The 12,870-nt window shown below is 63.3% G+C and carries 12 protein-coding genes and 4 tRNA genes; 10 read left to right on the top strand and 6 right to left on the bottom strand.

What is annotated here, in order from left to right:
* Positions 1 to 199: 199 nt before the first annotated feature.
* Complete coding sequence (locus NU1_RS23725) at positions 200 to 1,138, bottom strand: NAD(P)/FAD-dependent oxidoreductase (protein WP_067524454.1); 939 nt, start codon at positions 1,136 to 1,138, stop codon at positions 200 to 202.
* A gap of 89 nt (positions 1,139 to 1,227) precedes the next feature.
* Here NU1_RS23725 and NU1_RS23720 point away from each other — a divergent pair, with 89 nt between their 5' ends.
* Positions 1,228 to 1,812 carry a helix-turn-helix domain-containing protein gene (locus tag NU1_RS23720; RefSeq protein WP_067524289.1) on the top strand — a complete coding sequence of 195 codons (585 nt, stop codon included), beginning with the start codon at positions 1,228 to 1,230 and terminating at the stop codon, positions 1,810 to 1,812.
* A gap of 3 nt (positions 1,813 to 1,815) precedes the next feature.
* Here NU1_RS23720 and NU1_RS23715 read toward each other — a convergent pair whose 3' ends face one another.
* On the bottom strand, positions 1,816 to 2,622 hold the full coding sequence (locus tag NU1_RS23715; RefSeq protein WP_245720274.1) for an SDR family NAD(P)-dependent oxidoreductase: 807 nt from the start codon (positions 2,620 to 2,622) through the stop codon (positions 1,816 to 1,818).
* Positions 2,623 to 2,744: 122 nt separating this feature from the next.
* Between NU1_RS23715 and aat the strand changes: the two genes are divergently transcribed.
* Positions 2,745 to 3,482, top strand: a complete 738-nt coding sequence (gene aat, locus NU1_RS23710) for a leucyl/phenylalanyl-tRNA--protein transferase (protein WP_245720273.1) — start codon at positions 2,745 to 2,747, stop codon at positions 3,480 to 3,482.
* Between the two features lie 284 nt (positions 3,483 to 3,766).
* Here aat and NU1_RS23705 read toward each other — a convergent pair.
* From NU1_RS23705 to NU1_RS23695, 3 genes are all read right to left on the bottom strand, one after another.
* A tRNA-Val gene (locus NU1_RS23705) sits at positions 3,767 to 3,841 on the bottom strand.
* 25 nt (positions 3,842 to 3,866) lie between these two features.
* Positions 3,867 to 3,937: transfer RNA gene (locus NU1_RS23700), tRNA-Cys, on the bottom strand.
* A 23-nt stretch (positions 3,938 to 3,960) separates the two neighbouring features.
* Positions 3,961 to 4,033 (bottom strand) — tRNA-Gly (locus tag NU1_RS23695).
* A gap of 377 nt (positions 4,034 to 4,410) precedes the next feature.
* On the opposite strand from NU1_RS23695, the gene NU1_RS23690 reads away from it, so the two are divergent.
* The 8 genes from NU1_RS23690 (at position 4,411) to NU1_RS23655 (ending at position 11,804) form a co-directional block, all read left to right on the top strand.
* Positions 4,411 to 4,485 (top strand) — tRNA-Val (locus NU1_RS23690).
* 771 nt (positions 4,486 to 5,256) lie between these two features.
* Positions 5,257 to 5,814 carry a helix-turn-helix transcriptional regulator gene (locus NU1_RS42335; protein WP_169815131.1) on the top strand — a complete coding sequence of 186 codons (558 nt, stop codon included), beginning with the start codon at positions 5,257 to 5,259 and terminating at the stop codon, positions 5,812 to 5,814.
* Between the two features lie 143 nt (positions 5,815 to 5,957).
* Positions 5,958 to 6,845 (top strand): radical SAM/SPASM domain-containing protein, encoded by an 888-nt coding sequence (locus tag NU1_RS23680; protein WP_169815130.1) that lies wholly within the window; start codon positions 5,958 to 5,960, stop codon positions 6,843 to 6,845.
* A 75-nt stretch (positions 6,846 to 6,920) separates the two neighbouring features.
* The gene (locus tag NU1_RS23675; RefSeq protein WP_157552905.1) at positions 6,921 to 7,463 is read left to right on the top strand and encodes a hypothetical protein; all 543 of its coding nucleotides are present in this window, start codon (positions 6,921 to 6,923) and stop codon (positions 7,461 to 7,463) included.
* A 618-nt stretch (positions 7,464 to 8,081) separates the two neighbouring features.
* Positions 8,082 to 8,936, top strand: coding sequence for an AraC family transcriptional regulator (locus NU1_RS23670; protein WP_281221266.1), 855 nt, complete (start codon positions 8,082 to 8,084; stop codon positions 8,934 to 8,936).
* A gap of 169 nt (positions 8,937 to 9,105) precedes the next feature.
* Complete coding sequence (locus tag NU1_RS23665) at positions 9,106 to 10,044, top strand: hypothetical protein (protein WP_157552902.1); 939 nt, start codon at positions 9,106 to 9,108, stop codon at positions 10,042 to 10,044.
* A 13-nt stretch (positions 10,045 to 10,057) separates the two neighbouring features.
* Positions 10,058 to 10,408, top strand: coding sequence for a hypothetical protein (locus tag NU1_RS23660; RefSeq protein ID WP_067524279.1), 351 nt, complete (start codon positions 10,058 to 10,060; stop codon positions 10,406 to 10,408).
* Positions 10,409 to 10,775: 367 nt separating this feature from the next.
* Complete coding sequence (locus tag NU1_RS23655; protein WP_157552899.1) at positions 10,776 to 11,804, top strand: hypothetical protein; 1,029 nt, start codon at positions 10,776 to 10,778, stop codon at positions 11,802 to 11,804.
* 7 nt (positions 11,805 to 11,811) lie between these two features.
* Here NU1_RS23655 and NU1_RS23650 read toward each other — a convergent pair whose 3' ends face one another.
* The gene (locus NU1_RS23650) at positions 11,812 to 12,345 is read right to left on the bottom strand and encodes a hypothetical protein (RefSeq protein ID WP_067524276.1); all 534 of its coding nucleotides are present in this window, start codon (positions 12,343 to 12,345) and stop codon (positions 11,812 to 11,814) included.
* Positions 12,346 to 12,870: the final 525 nt, after the last annotated feature.

Genomic DNA, 12,870 nt, shown 5'->3' with positions numbered 1-12,870 from the left:
GGTCACCCCCATCGCCGAATGTCATCCAGCGAGGATTGCCGCGCGCCGGAGAATCCATGACGGAAGCCATTCGGCCGCCGCCACAGATCCCCGCTCCGGATAGAAAACGTCCCGAGTCCCACTCGAGTCGCGAAGATCTCGCTCCACGATCCGGGCGCATAGCCGCAGCGCGACATCCGGCAGCCCGGAGCGGTTTCCATCAACCACGGTGGGCGGCCACCGCCTCTTGGGTTTCCTCGGCGACCAGGTCGGCGTTGATGTGGGCACCGGCCATCGCGGCGGCGGCCGCGGCCGCACCGACCTGGGCGGAGAGATCGGTGATATTTCCCGCTGCCCATACTCCGGGCACGGAGGTCCGGCCGGTCGCGTCGGCGGGAATGTGCTCACCCATGCCCGACGGGTGGTCGATCGGTTCCAGGCCCAGTGCCGCAAGGAATTTCGTGCGGGCAACCATGCGTGAGCCGACGACTATGGCCGAGCGGGGGACTAGGGTGCCGTCACTGAGCCGGACACCGGCGATGCGGTCGTCTGCGATCTCCAGCGCGGCCACTTCGCCCTCCACCACGGTGATTCCGCGCGCGGCCAACTGTTCGGCCTGCTCGGCACTCAACGTCGCGGTGTGCGCGAAAAACGTTATGTCGGAACTCAACTGGCGAAACAGCAGCGCCTGATGCACCGACATCGGTCCGGTGGCCAGGATGCCGATGGCCTGGTCGCGAACCTCCCATCCGTGGCAGTACGGGCAGTGCAGGACATCGCGACCCCACCGCTCTCGCAGCCCCGGGATATCCGGCAGCTCATCGACGAGCCCGGTGGTCACCAGCAGCCGTCGGGCCCGCACGGATGCCCCGTCGGCCATGGTCACCACGAACCTGTCGCCCTCACGGGCCGCCGTGGTGACCTCCCCGGTCACTACCTGGCCCCCGTACCCGAGCACCTCGGCCCGCCCGCGCTCGAGCAGCTCCTCCGGCGGCATACCCTCGCGAGCCAGCAGTCCGTGTACCCCGGCGGCCGGGGCATTGCGCGGTGACCCCGCGTCGATTACCAGCACCGATCGTCGTGACCGTGTCAGCATCAACGCCCCGCTCAACCCGGCCGCACCGCCGCCGATCACTACCACGTCATAGTCCTGCCGCATTCCGGTCACCTTGACCACCTCCTACGACAAACCATCCGCCCGACCGGCCATACTGGCAAAGTTCTTTGCCGAAATGGCAAACTGAAATCATGGACAACGACCTCGATCAGGCCCTCGACGCGGTCGGTCCGCGCCTGCGCGCCCTACGTAAACAGCGAGACACCACGCTCACCGACCTCTCCGCCGAAACCGGCATCTCGGTCAGCACGCTGTCCCGCCTGGAATCCGGAGCCCGCCGCCCCACCCTCGAACTTCTGCTGCCCCTGGCCAAAGCCCACCGGGTAACTCTCGACGAACTGGTCGGAGCCCCACCCACCGGCGATCCGCGCGTCCACATGCGCCCTGTGACCCACCACGGCATGACCATGGTCCCGCTCACCCGTCGCCCCGGCGGCATCCAGGCCTACAAGCTCGTCATCCCCGCCGCCTCGGCCCGTACCGAACCCGACCCCAAAACCCACGAGGGCTATGAGTGGCTCTACGTCCTCAATGGCCGCCTTCGCGTCATCCTCGGCGAACATGATTTGGTCATGGCTCCGGGCGAGGCCGCCGAATTCGACACCCGCGTTCCGCACTGGTTCGGCCCCGCCGACAACGAGCCGGTCGAATTCCTCAGTCTCTTCGGCAAACAGGGCGAACGCGCCCACCTGCGCGCCAGCCCCAAAGCGAAATAGCCGTCAGTGCAGGTATGAGGCGCCATTGACATTGAGCACCGCACCCGAACTCCACGTCGCCTCCGGCGAGGCGAGATACTTTACGGCGGAAGCGATCTCGGCCGGTTCGGCGACCCGGTCGAACGGGCTCTGCGCCCGAACCTCGTCGGTAACCCGGTGCGCGACCCGCTCGGTCGCCACGAACCCCGGCGCGACCGAGGCGACCGCAATCCCGTACGGGCCCAAGTAGACCGCGAGCGTCTGCCCGAGCGCGTGCACCCCGGCCTTGCTGGCACCGTAGGCGGGATGGTCGGGCTCGCCCCGGAAAGCGCCCCGCGAACCGATATTGATGATCCGCCCGGCCACACCCTTGTCGATCATGTGCCGAGCGGCGCAGTAGGAGACGTTGGCCGTACCGAAAAGGTTGACATCCAAAGTCTTTCGCCACGCCTGTTGCCAGTCGGCATAGGAGATGTCGGCGAGTGGGTGCGCGATATTCACTGCCGCGTTATTGACCAGCACGTCCACGGTGCCCAGCCCTTCGACAGCAGTGGCCACAATCGCCTCGGCCTCCTCCGGCGACCCGATATCCCCACCGATCAGCGCATGCCCCGTGCCCGGCAGTTGTCGCAGCGTCTCCTCGGCATCCGCGCGGTTCGAGGAATAGTGCACCGCTACCCGATCCCCACTCTCGGCGAAAGCCACCGCCACGGCCCGCCCGATCCCTCGCGAAGCACCCGTCACCAATACGCCACGACTCACCATTCCCTCACCCTGCCACCACCATCCGGTGAGCGCTCGATCGAACTGGCCATCCGCTCTCCGCGGCATGGGACTTCCCGCCTATCCTGGCCAGGGAGGCGCGTCAGGCCGCTGCGGACCGATCCCCGTGCGACGGTTCGTCCCGTCTTCGTTGCCTGAGGGTGTTCGCCCAGGTCGGTAATGTCTGCCCGGTGACCGACGCTACCGACCTGATGCGGATGTATCTGGCCGATCCAGACCAGCCTTTCCCACCCGTCGAGCTAGCGGATCCGTCCGGCCTGGTCGCTTTCGGTGGAGATCTGTCGCCGGAGCGGCTGCTGGACGCCTATTCCGCAGGCATCTTTCCCTGGTACAACCCCGGCGAAACGATCCAGTGGTACTGCCCGGACCCGCGAAGCATTCTGGTGCCGACCGACTTACGGGTGACCAAGTCCTATCGCCGATCTGTCGCCAACGCCGACTACGCGATGACCATGGATCGCGCCTTCGCCGATGTGGTGTCGAATTGCGCCGGACCGCGTGACAAGGAGACCGGAACCTGGATCGGCTCCGACATGCTGGCGGCCTACCTGCGGCTGCACCACCTAGGCCATGCGCATTCGGTCGAGGTATGGCGCGACGGCGACCTTGTCGGCGGCCTCTACGGCGTCGCATACGGCCGCTCCTTCGCCGGCGAGTCCATGTTCTCCCGCGCCCGTGACACCTCCAAGGTCGCGCTGTATTGGCTCTGCACCCAACTCGCCGCCTGGGATTTCGCCCTGATCGACTGCCAGGTCACCTCCAGCCATCTCACCTCCCTCGGCGCCATCGACCTGCCCCGTACGGACTACCTGCACCTACACACCCAGGCCGCCGCCCGCCCCAGCCTCCCGGGCCCCTGGCAGTTCGAAATCCCGGTCCCCAACTTTCCCCATCACCTACCGGCGTGAACGATCACAGCGGATGCTCTCTGCTGATCGTCTGGATGATGGGAGAGTTCGGTTGTTGCCATTGATATTTCGTTGGCCGAAGGTCGCCGTTCCGACGACTGCACCGGAGTGAATTCAAGGACGCGGCCGAACCGTTGAAGTGGACGAGCGAGAGCCGGTCAGGGGAGGGCGGCCGCGGTTCGTCGATCAGGCTCAGTAGCAGCCAGGGCCATTGTCCGCTCAGGTTTCACAAATAGGTCAGGACAGCAGAAAGGCCCGGTGGAAACCGGGCCTGACCTGCATTTTGGTGCGCGATACTGGGATTGAACCAGTGACCTCTTCCGTGTCAGGGAAGCGCTCTCCCGCTGAGCTAATCGCGCTTGCTTTGGTGCCTCTTTTTACAAGAGGCGGCGACGGGAATCGAACCCGTGTGCACGGCTTTGCAGGCCGTTGCCTCACCACTCGGCCACACCGCCAAGCAAGGCCGGGATGGCCTTCGAGCGGATGACGGGATTCGAACCCGCGACCCTCACCTTGGCAAGGTGATGCGCTACCAGCTGCGCTACATCCGCATTTCGCCCCGGGCGCCTCTCGGCTGACCCGCTGACGAGAGAGAACATTAGCCGACGACCATCGCAAGCAACAAATCGGCTGGTAGGAGGGGGTGGATATGAACTACAGGGGTGTAATTCGTAGCCGCCACGTGAAGTCGCTCGTGGCGTTGAGGGTTCGCTGGGAGGCGGTCGTGAGTCGGCAGGAGGGCGGTCCCGAGGATTGCCGAATGGCCACCGCAACACCAGCGGGCGCCACGCCCGACCCTCCTGCACATTCACCCGCTCAGAACCCACTTTTACGCCGCTAACCAGTCGATTTGGTGTGACACCGGGGGACCGTGTTAATGTTTCCTCCCGTCGGAACGGCACGAAAACGTCGGGTCGACCACCCTTCCGGTCTCATAGCTCAGCGGGAGAGCACTCGCCTCACACGCGAGGGGTCGCTGGTTCAAACCCAGCTGGGACCACCAAGAGAGGCTCACTTCAACCGGCGTTGGTTCGCTGGTCGGGGTGAGCCTCTTTCTCTTTCCGAATGGAGTTACCGAAGCGGATTCGCCCCCGCCGTGATGAATGTCGGCGATCTCTACGGACCGCCTCGCGGTACAAGCTATCGAGGTCCAGGGCTGAGAACGCCTGTACCGATTTCGAGTTCCTCGGAAAACCGACCGCCACGCCCGGAAGTCTGCCGGACCACGACCGCGCCGCGGAGCTCAAACTCAGGCTGGGGCGGAGGGTATTTCACGGGCTACCGCGGGACGCCCGCGATACAATCGGTGCCGGGCGGGGTACGGATTCGTGTGCGAGAGAGAACGTCTGCCAGATCTGCCTGCGGGAGGGCTGGAGTGGACACTGGGTACGAGACAGTGGATGTGGATACATCCACTGTCCCGGAGGCGGATCGGATCGACTACTGGGCCACGCACAGCCGGAACAACCAGGGGGATCTGCGGCTCGGTTTCGCAACCCCGCAACAGTTTGCCGGGACGATGCGCGTCCAGCGTGGCAGCGGATTCCAGCTCGTCGACGCCACTGCCGATGCGGTCGACTACACCCGAACTCGTCGGCAAGCCCGCTGTGATGGGCACCGGTCCGCGCTGGCCATTGTTTCACTTGGCTCTGACATCGTAATTAGCCACGGGGAGAACAAGATTGGGGTTTCCCGTGGTCGACTCGGCCTGCTGGACATGGGGCGTCCGCTGTGTGTATCGATTCCCTCCGAGACGCGTGTCTGGGCGATTAGTGTGCCTGAAGAATATGTGCCCGGCGATACGTTTTGTGACGACGCCCCGCTGCTCCTCGGCCGGGAGCGTGGTTCCACAGCGGCGGTGCTGGCCCTGTCGCGCACTATCTCCGAGCACGCGGGCGGTCTGTCCGGCCACGAATTCACTGAGATCAGCGCCCGAACGATGGAACTGCTGAATCTCGCACTGCACGCGCCGAGTGCAGAGGAGCAATCCCTATCCGCGGCTCTTGCCCTTGCCGCGCGTGCCTACATCGCCGAGCGCAGTAGCGATCCACGACTCACTCCGGATGCGGTCGCCGACCACCTCGGCTGTTCGCGGCGGAAACTCGAGTATTCGCTGCGCAGCGTCGGAGCGTCGGCACCGGCCCGCCTCATCGCCGACACGCGGGCCGCGCGTGCGTACCGCAGGTTGACCGATCCCCAAGAGAGCGCCTCGATTACCGAGATCGCCTATACCTCGGGGTTCGATTCGCTGAGCACCTTCCACCGGACCTTCGACCGCCGCTTCGGGAAATCTCCTACCGAGGTGCGTCGACGGCGACCGCGCGCGTCCTGACCGGGCAATTCGGGATCGCCCACTCGTACCCTCGTGCGCAAATCGGGGAGGAGTCTGCGCATTCTGCGCAGAATAACACTCTGACCTGCTCATATCCTGAACTTGCTAGGAATGATCATCCGTGGAATAGGGAGTTGAACGTAGTGACTACGGTCGAATCATCAAGGCAGGGCGCAACATTCCTCTGGTTGGAACTGACCGAGCGCTGCCAGCTCAGCTGTACACACTGCTACGCCGACAGCGGACCCACGAAATCGCATGGCACGATGACGACGAGTGACTGGCTGTCGGTCATCGACGATGCCGCTGATATCGGTGTCCGGGAAATCCAGTTCATTGGCGGCGAACCGACATTGCACCCCGCGTTGCCGAAACTCATCGGGTACGCCTCGTCGCGTGGGATCGCCACCGAGGTGTACTCGAATCTGGTCCGCATCCGTGCCGACATCTGGGACACGCTGGTCGAGTACAAGGTCCGTCTGGCGACGAGCTACTACTCGGACCAGCCCGAACAGCATCGGCTGATCACCGGAAATGCCTTGGCACACAAACGGACCACTGAGAACATCAGCAAGGCAATCGAACTGGGTATTCCGGTTCGGGTCGGCATCGTGTCGGTGCTCGAGGATCAGCGGATCGACGAAGCCCGCCAACTCCTGGCTGACCTGGGAGTCGAAAACATCGATATCGATCATGTTCGCCGCGCGGGGCGGGCGAATACAGATGTCGATACGCCGCTCGAGGAATTATGCGGACAATGCGCCGGCGATGTCCTTGCCGTGTATCCCGATGGCGCGGTGCGCCCGTGCGTCTTCACCCGGTCCCTCCGGGTGGGTGACGTGCTGGAGTCCAGCCTGCGACAGGTTATCGACAGCCCCCAGCTGGCGACCGCGAGGACCGCCATCGGGAACGCCACCGCAGCGAATCAGCGTCACCGGGACGGGAGTTGTGATCCGAATTGCAATCCGGTCTGCCACCCTGGCTGCGGGCCGCGCTGTGCGCCTGGTCTCATCTGTAACCCCTTCAAGTGATAGACGTCAGGGAACCGACCGGGGTGAGGTGATGGGATGAGGGAGCGCATTCTCCAGTCCGAGGACCAACTCGTCGTGCGATATGCCGACCTGCCTGAATTGATCTCCCTGTTCACGGCACAACGCTTCGTTCACCTACCGGGGTTGATTCGCCCGGACCAGGCCGCGTACCTGCTGGAATCAACGGACGGAAACCTCCCGAGGCGTGTGCGATGCGGACTCGAGAATGTGTCGTGGGAGGAACAGGAACTCGTAGCCTTGGATCCCGGCTACGACTTCTTCCGGCATCCGAAGCTCATTCGCCTGATTCAAGCGTTGGTCGGTCCCGTCACGATCAACACCCTGATGTGCTGGACATCCCACTACGGCGCCGGCGAGTACATCAACCCACATCGCGACCGGTACGGAACTGTTCAGCTGCTTGTCTGTTTGAAATCCGTGCGCACTCAATACCAAGGCGGATCCCTTGTGATTGCGGGGACAGAACTCTTCCTCTCCGCCGGCGACGCAGTGGTTTTCGAAGCAACCCGAATCGAACACCACACCACGCCACTGTTCGCTTCCGCAGAGGATCCCTCGCCCAGTCGCATTGTCCTTGTCGGCCGCTACTACACGTAATGGATCGTGTGCCGCCCGGTCGAGGGGTGGGCGGCACACAACATCTGAGCCCTGGCCTCCTGCGCACCATTTCTCGGGGAGAAACCACAATGAAAACCCGGATCCGGACGGCAGCCGTCGCGATTCTGATCCTCACCGGCACGACACTGTCCGCTTCGTGCGCTGATTCCGGACCGGATTGAAACCGCACGCCTTTACCGCGAATCGCTGTGGAGGACGTGCGGATACCGGACTGAATGCGGCGAACCCAGCCCATGGCCAGTGCCGGCCCGATCATCGCGGGCGGGAACGGCATCCCGTGGATCGTCGGAGGCAGTGTGGCCTTCCCGAGTGCCCTGGCGGGTAGTCCGGTCATGTTGGTTTGAACAACTATTGGAATGTCGAAGCCCTTGAAGTTCAAGGTTTTTCACGAAATCAAGACGATGCTGTCGGCTATGATGAGGTAGCAGGGGCCCAGCTCCGTGCATGTCGCGCAGACTTTCTGGATTCGCGTGTGGGGGCCGCAATGGGCGCTGGGTACGAGGCAGTGGCAGTGGATGTGGATACCCCCCTTGTCTCGAATACCGACCGGATCGACTACTGGATCACGCACGGGACTGCTGAACCAACCAGGGGGAGCTGAGCTGTGATTTCGCAAGCCCCCAACAGTTCACCGGAACCATGAGTGTCCAGCGCGGCGGCGATTTCCAACTCGTCGACTTCACCGCCGGCGCGGCCGACTACTCCAGGACTCGGCGGCAGGCCCACTGCGACGACGACCGCACCGGCCGGATCATCGTGCCGCATGGCAGTGACGTCCTACTCAGCCACGGCGACAACGAGATTCGGGTTGCCGACGGTCAGATCGGCCTGGTGGACATGGGCCGGGCGATGTGCGTGTCAACCCGCACCCACGCCCGGGTCTGGGCAGCGAATATTCCCGAGGAATATATGCCGACCAAGGCGTTTCGGGCCGGGATGCCACTGCTCCTGAATTCGGAGCGAGCCTCCGTCGCGGCGGCACTGGCCCTGTTACGCACCGTGTCCGACTACGCGGGTGCATTGTCCGGCTCGGAATTCACAGCGATCAACTCTCGATTGATGGAACTGCTGAATCTCTCACTGCACGAGCAGAGTTCAGACGAAGAAACCCGATTCGCGACGCGGGCGCGGGCCGCGCATGCTCATATCGCCGAACGCAGCGACGATCCGCGACTGACACCGAGTTCTGTCGCCGGGGACCTCGGTTGTTCGCGGCGACAACTGGAATACGCCTTGCACACCGTCGGGGCGCCAGCGCCCGCGCGTCTCATCGCCGATACGCGGGCCGGGCGCGCGTATCGCCGGTTGATCGATCCCTATGAAACCGCAAGTATCAGCGATATCGCCTACGCATGCGGCTTCGATACGCTCAGTACCTTCAACCGCACCTTCAGCCGCCATTTCGGCAAGCCCCCCGCTCAGGTGCGCAGACAGCGATCCTCCTTGCGCTGAGTTCGACTACTCCTCGCCGATATGGCCGGTTCGCCCTATCCCGTGCGCAAACTGGCGACAAGCTTGCGCATTCTGCGTGGTTCACACCAGTGACCTGCTCATACCCTGAAACAGCCCCGCCGATCATGTGAGTTGCGGTGGCAAGCACAGCACTTTCCGCACCACCGACATGCTCGAGCACTTCTCGGAAGCAGAAGTCGCGCGCCGGGCACGGGGTCGAGATATCGAGAAGTGGGGTTTTCACATGCATGGTGGTCCGCAGATCACTCGATGCGGTCGATGCGGTGGTCCGGTGCTTGTGGGCGCGAACGGATGCACGCACTGCGGCGTGTGGTTCCGGCCGCAACAGCCGCCGCCGCGGCCCAACCCCGCAGCCACAGGCTGGAATCCCTCCGCCGAGGCGCAGGTGGGCCTCGTTCCCACCGGCATCAAGGATCTGTTCCTCAATCAGCACCGGTACGGATGGCGTTGGGCGGCCTGGGCGATGCGGAGTCGAACAGGGCGGGTGTATCAGCGGATCTCCAGCGTGGTGACCATGGTCGGCATCGCAATCCTGTTCGCCACCTACATGTACTGGTCTCTCGAATCGTTCGACATCGACGACATCCTCGGTTCGTTCACTGGTTCGGTGATGCGAATCTTCCTGATCTCGACGGCCACCGTCGTGCTGCTGGCTGCCGTGTCCCTGTTCAGACCGACTTCACGCGCCCAGGTCGACAAGTATTGGTTCATCCGACGGCTCGGTGGTCCTGCGATGGCGATTGGGATCTTCTTGGGGATACTGGGTGCGATCGGGGGGAGCAGCGGCGCAGCGTGTTTGATCGTGCCCTTCCTGGGCCTGATAATCGCCGCGTTCGTCAACACCCTCCGCTTGGCCGCCGCGGACCAGTTCCGTCTCGGCGAAGCCCATCCGGCCTTGCCCGCGTTGGTGATCCTGCTGTCTTCGTTATGGAGCCTGATCAATACCGCCGTCAAAACCGTTGGCGGCGGATTAAATCCGTCCTTCCCGATCGCCGTCGGAATCTTGGTGGCATTCCTCGGTCCCATGGCGTCAATTGCCCTGTCGGCATATGAAATTCGTAAAGTTGTCCGGTCGGTTGGTATCTAGCTAGGGAGTATCTATGACCGAGTTGATGATCGCGTGCTCGTTCCCCTCCATTGATCCGGTAGAGGCGAACCAGGCGTGCGCGGATCTCGACAAACACCTCATCGACATCGCCGCTGACCTGGAAACTCGGCGCCTCCGCCTGGACCCTCACACTCAAGATCTGGGAGCGACGCTATTGATTGTGATGAGCTCACCGGTGGTGATGGTCGTGGTACGGGAAGTATCGAAGTGGTTGGCGCTCAGGCACAAGAACGAACTGGTCATGGAGCGCAAGGACGCCCACGGCGTGGGGACCAAGATTGTCCTGAAAGGCCCGCTCGACGCGCGAAAAGAACGTGCGCTGCGCGACTTCCTAGAGAATTGAGCGGACTCCCTTGTTGTCGGCGTCCCATACGATAGCCATCCTGTGCGGTGCGCAGTCGTGGCCGCACCTGGTCAACGTGCAGGACTCGCCTGGGTTCGCCGACACGGCGATGCGTCTGCAAACCTACCTGCATAGTCCTCGAGGGCTGAGACTTTCTCCCGGACAAGTGCTGTCGCTATTCGACAGCGAGGACAGCGCGTCCGGGCAACTCGGTCGGATCCATTCATTCATCGAAACAGAATCCGGCCGACTGGGGACCAAGCGCGGACGTGGGCTGTTTATCCTGTTCATCTATGTCGGCCACGGTGACCCGACGATCAGACAGTCCGAGTACTCGTTGCTGGTGCGATCGTCACACGAACCACTGATGTCTACCTCCACTTTGGGCGTCACCGATATCGCCGGGCTCCTTCGCGCCGCCGCTCCTGAAAGCATGCGAATCTGCATATTGGACGCTTGCTTCGCGGGCGAGGCCGCGAAGCACTTCCAATCGAGAAGCCTCACATCGGTGGCGCTGCAGGCTGCTGTCCGAACGGGGCCGCGAGGTGTCGCGCTGCTCTGTGCCGCAGATGCGAAATCTCCCGCACGATTGGATCCGTCCGGCGCGGGAACACGATTCGGGCAAGCGATCCTGGACGTGCTGGCGACCGGTGACCCTGAGCTGTCGAGCCACCTGACTCTTCGCCGAATCAGCGAGCTGGCCTGGCAGCGGCTATCCGATCTGCCTGACGATCCGCCGCGGCCGGAGGTGCACTCTCCCGACCAGCGCGAGGGCGATGTCGCCGGTATCCCGCTCTTTCCGAATGCTCCACATCTACAGCGACTCCGCGGCGACCACCGTCAGCCGGAGGCATTGCGGAAGATCGCCGCTGACGCACGGATCGACTTCGACACACGCCTGACCGCCATGCTCGACCTTGCCGACCAGGCTGCCGCGGATACTGTTGCGACACATGAGCTGACCGAATTGGCGCGGGATCCTGACGTGCCCTTGCTCATTCGGCTCAGGTGCCTACCCGAGATCTCCCGGTGTGGTTCCGAGGTCGTGGCGGTCGCGATCATGGAGGGTATAGTCGGCGGTCATCGTGGTGCCGAGGCATTGCGGCAGATGCGGGAATTCGTTGCGGCAGCGCATCGATCGGATATCGGTGACTGGGCCGTCCGCTGGGACATCTCCGACATCACGGGTGATCCGGATCGTATGTGGGGCCTCCTTGTGGCGGCAATGCTCGCACAGATCGGCCTGCACATCGACCTTCGAATTCGCGCTGTTCAGGAACTCGGTGCGATTGGCCGCCCCGACCCGGCGCACTACATCGCGCAAGGCATTCTGCGCGAGCGCGGACTCAGTCGTCGTGTCCAGAAGAAGGTTCGGCTGGCTCTGAGTGTGATGTGATTGTCGTTCAGCGCGGCGGGAAAAGCTGAAACACAGTGTCGGTTCGCTGGGCCAGAGTCGCCAGGTGGGTGCCGACCGGCGCGTTCAAGGGAAGTGAACGGTCGAGCGGTCTCGCCTCTGCGCGGAGCTTCCTCAGCAGCAGCGACATGATCTGTGCTCCAACACTTTCCGTATCCGCCCCTGGTTGCTTCCCGGCTTCATTGATCGCAACGATCGCCATGCCGATGAAGAACATCCCGGTGGACGCCATGCTCGCAGTCGATTGCCAGGGTTCCGACAGCCGGATCTGACTGACAACGATGAAGCCGACCATCCCCGCGCCACCGAGATACATCCCGATCATGCCGATCGGGGGACCGCCCGCGCGGTCATCACGCAGCCACAGTCCGGCAGGAACCAGCAGTCCGACGATGCATCCCAGGACGATTAGTCCGGTGCTCGCCTGATGGAACCACGCCGGACCCCATTGCCAGACCAGCTCGCTCAGCGCCACGCTGGTCGCGACGACAAGACCGAGCACCGCGGCGATGTTGATCCTCATGATGCGATCGTAGCCATGCAGTTGTGCCGTGTGGCTATAGTTTCGCGAGGCAGCGACAGGCTGGCTGACCAGTTGTCGAGGATTGTCTGGCTGTCGATTTCGGCAACGGGTGCGACCTGAGCCAGTTTGCTGGCGGTAACGCCACGGCGGGGCGGTCAACGCCTGCCAGGGGCGTCTTCGTGAGCGCTGGGGTATCGGTTGCGGTCGTTCTTGTGTTGTTGGGCGTGACGGGGCCTCCAGAGCAATGCCGAAATGTGTTGTGGGCTCCAGTCAAATGGCTCTCATCTCGTGAAAATCATTGTGCTGTTGCGTCAATCTGCGCGCGACCGCTCGACGTGACAACTGCTCCGAAAAGGATAGAGAGGCAACGGTATAAGCGGTTGCCCAGGGCCCTGGAGGCCGAGGGGGTGGATCGCAAGCTCCCGTCCGCCGCTTTACGGTCGGATTGGAGTTCTCGTGCAGAACCACACCGACCCCATCGTCATCGATCCCGAAGGCCCTGACATTCAGGGTGAGATCGCCCGT

Origin of the sequence: Nocardia uniformis NBRC 13702 (genome assembly GCF_001613345.1) — a bacterium.
Lineage (GTDB): Bacteria > Actinomycetota > Actinomycetes > Mycobacteriales > Mycobacteriaceae > Nocardia > Nocardia uniformis.
The sequence above is the reverse complement of the archived record's forward strand: the minus strand, read 5'-3'. Positions and strand labels throughout refer to the sequence as shown.

Bases quoted from the DNA above. Each gene is read 5' to 3' on its own strand.
- NU1_RS23650 (WP_067524276.1), bottom strand. From the start codon at position 12,345: ATGAGGATCAACATCGCCGCGGTGCTCGGTCTTGTCGTCGCGACCAGC.
- NU1_RS23720 (WP_067524289.1), top strand. From the start codon at position 1,228: ATGGACAACGACCTCGATCAGGCCCTCGACGCGGTCGGTCCGCGCCTG.
- NU1_RS23725 (WP_067524454.1), bottom strand. From the start codon at position 1,138: ATGCGGCAGGACTATGACGTGGTAGTGATCGGCGGCGGTGCGGCCGGG.
- NU1_RS23660 (WP_067524279.1), top strand. From the start codon at position 10,058: ATGACCGAGTTGATGATCGCGTGCTCGTTCCCCTCCATTGATCCGGTA.
- NU1_RS23665 (WP_157552902.1), top strand. From the start codon at position 9,106: ATGCTCGAGCACTTCTCGGAAGCAGAAGTCGCGCGCCGGGCACGGGGT.
- NU1_RS23715 (WP_245720274.1), bottom strand. From the start codon at position 2,622: ATGCCGCGGAGAGCGGATGGCCAGTTCGATCGAGCGCTCACCGGATGG.
- NU1_RS23655 (WP_157552899.1), top strand. From the start codon at position 10,776: ATGTCTACCTCCACTTTGGGCGTCACCGATATCGCCGGGCTCCTTCGC.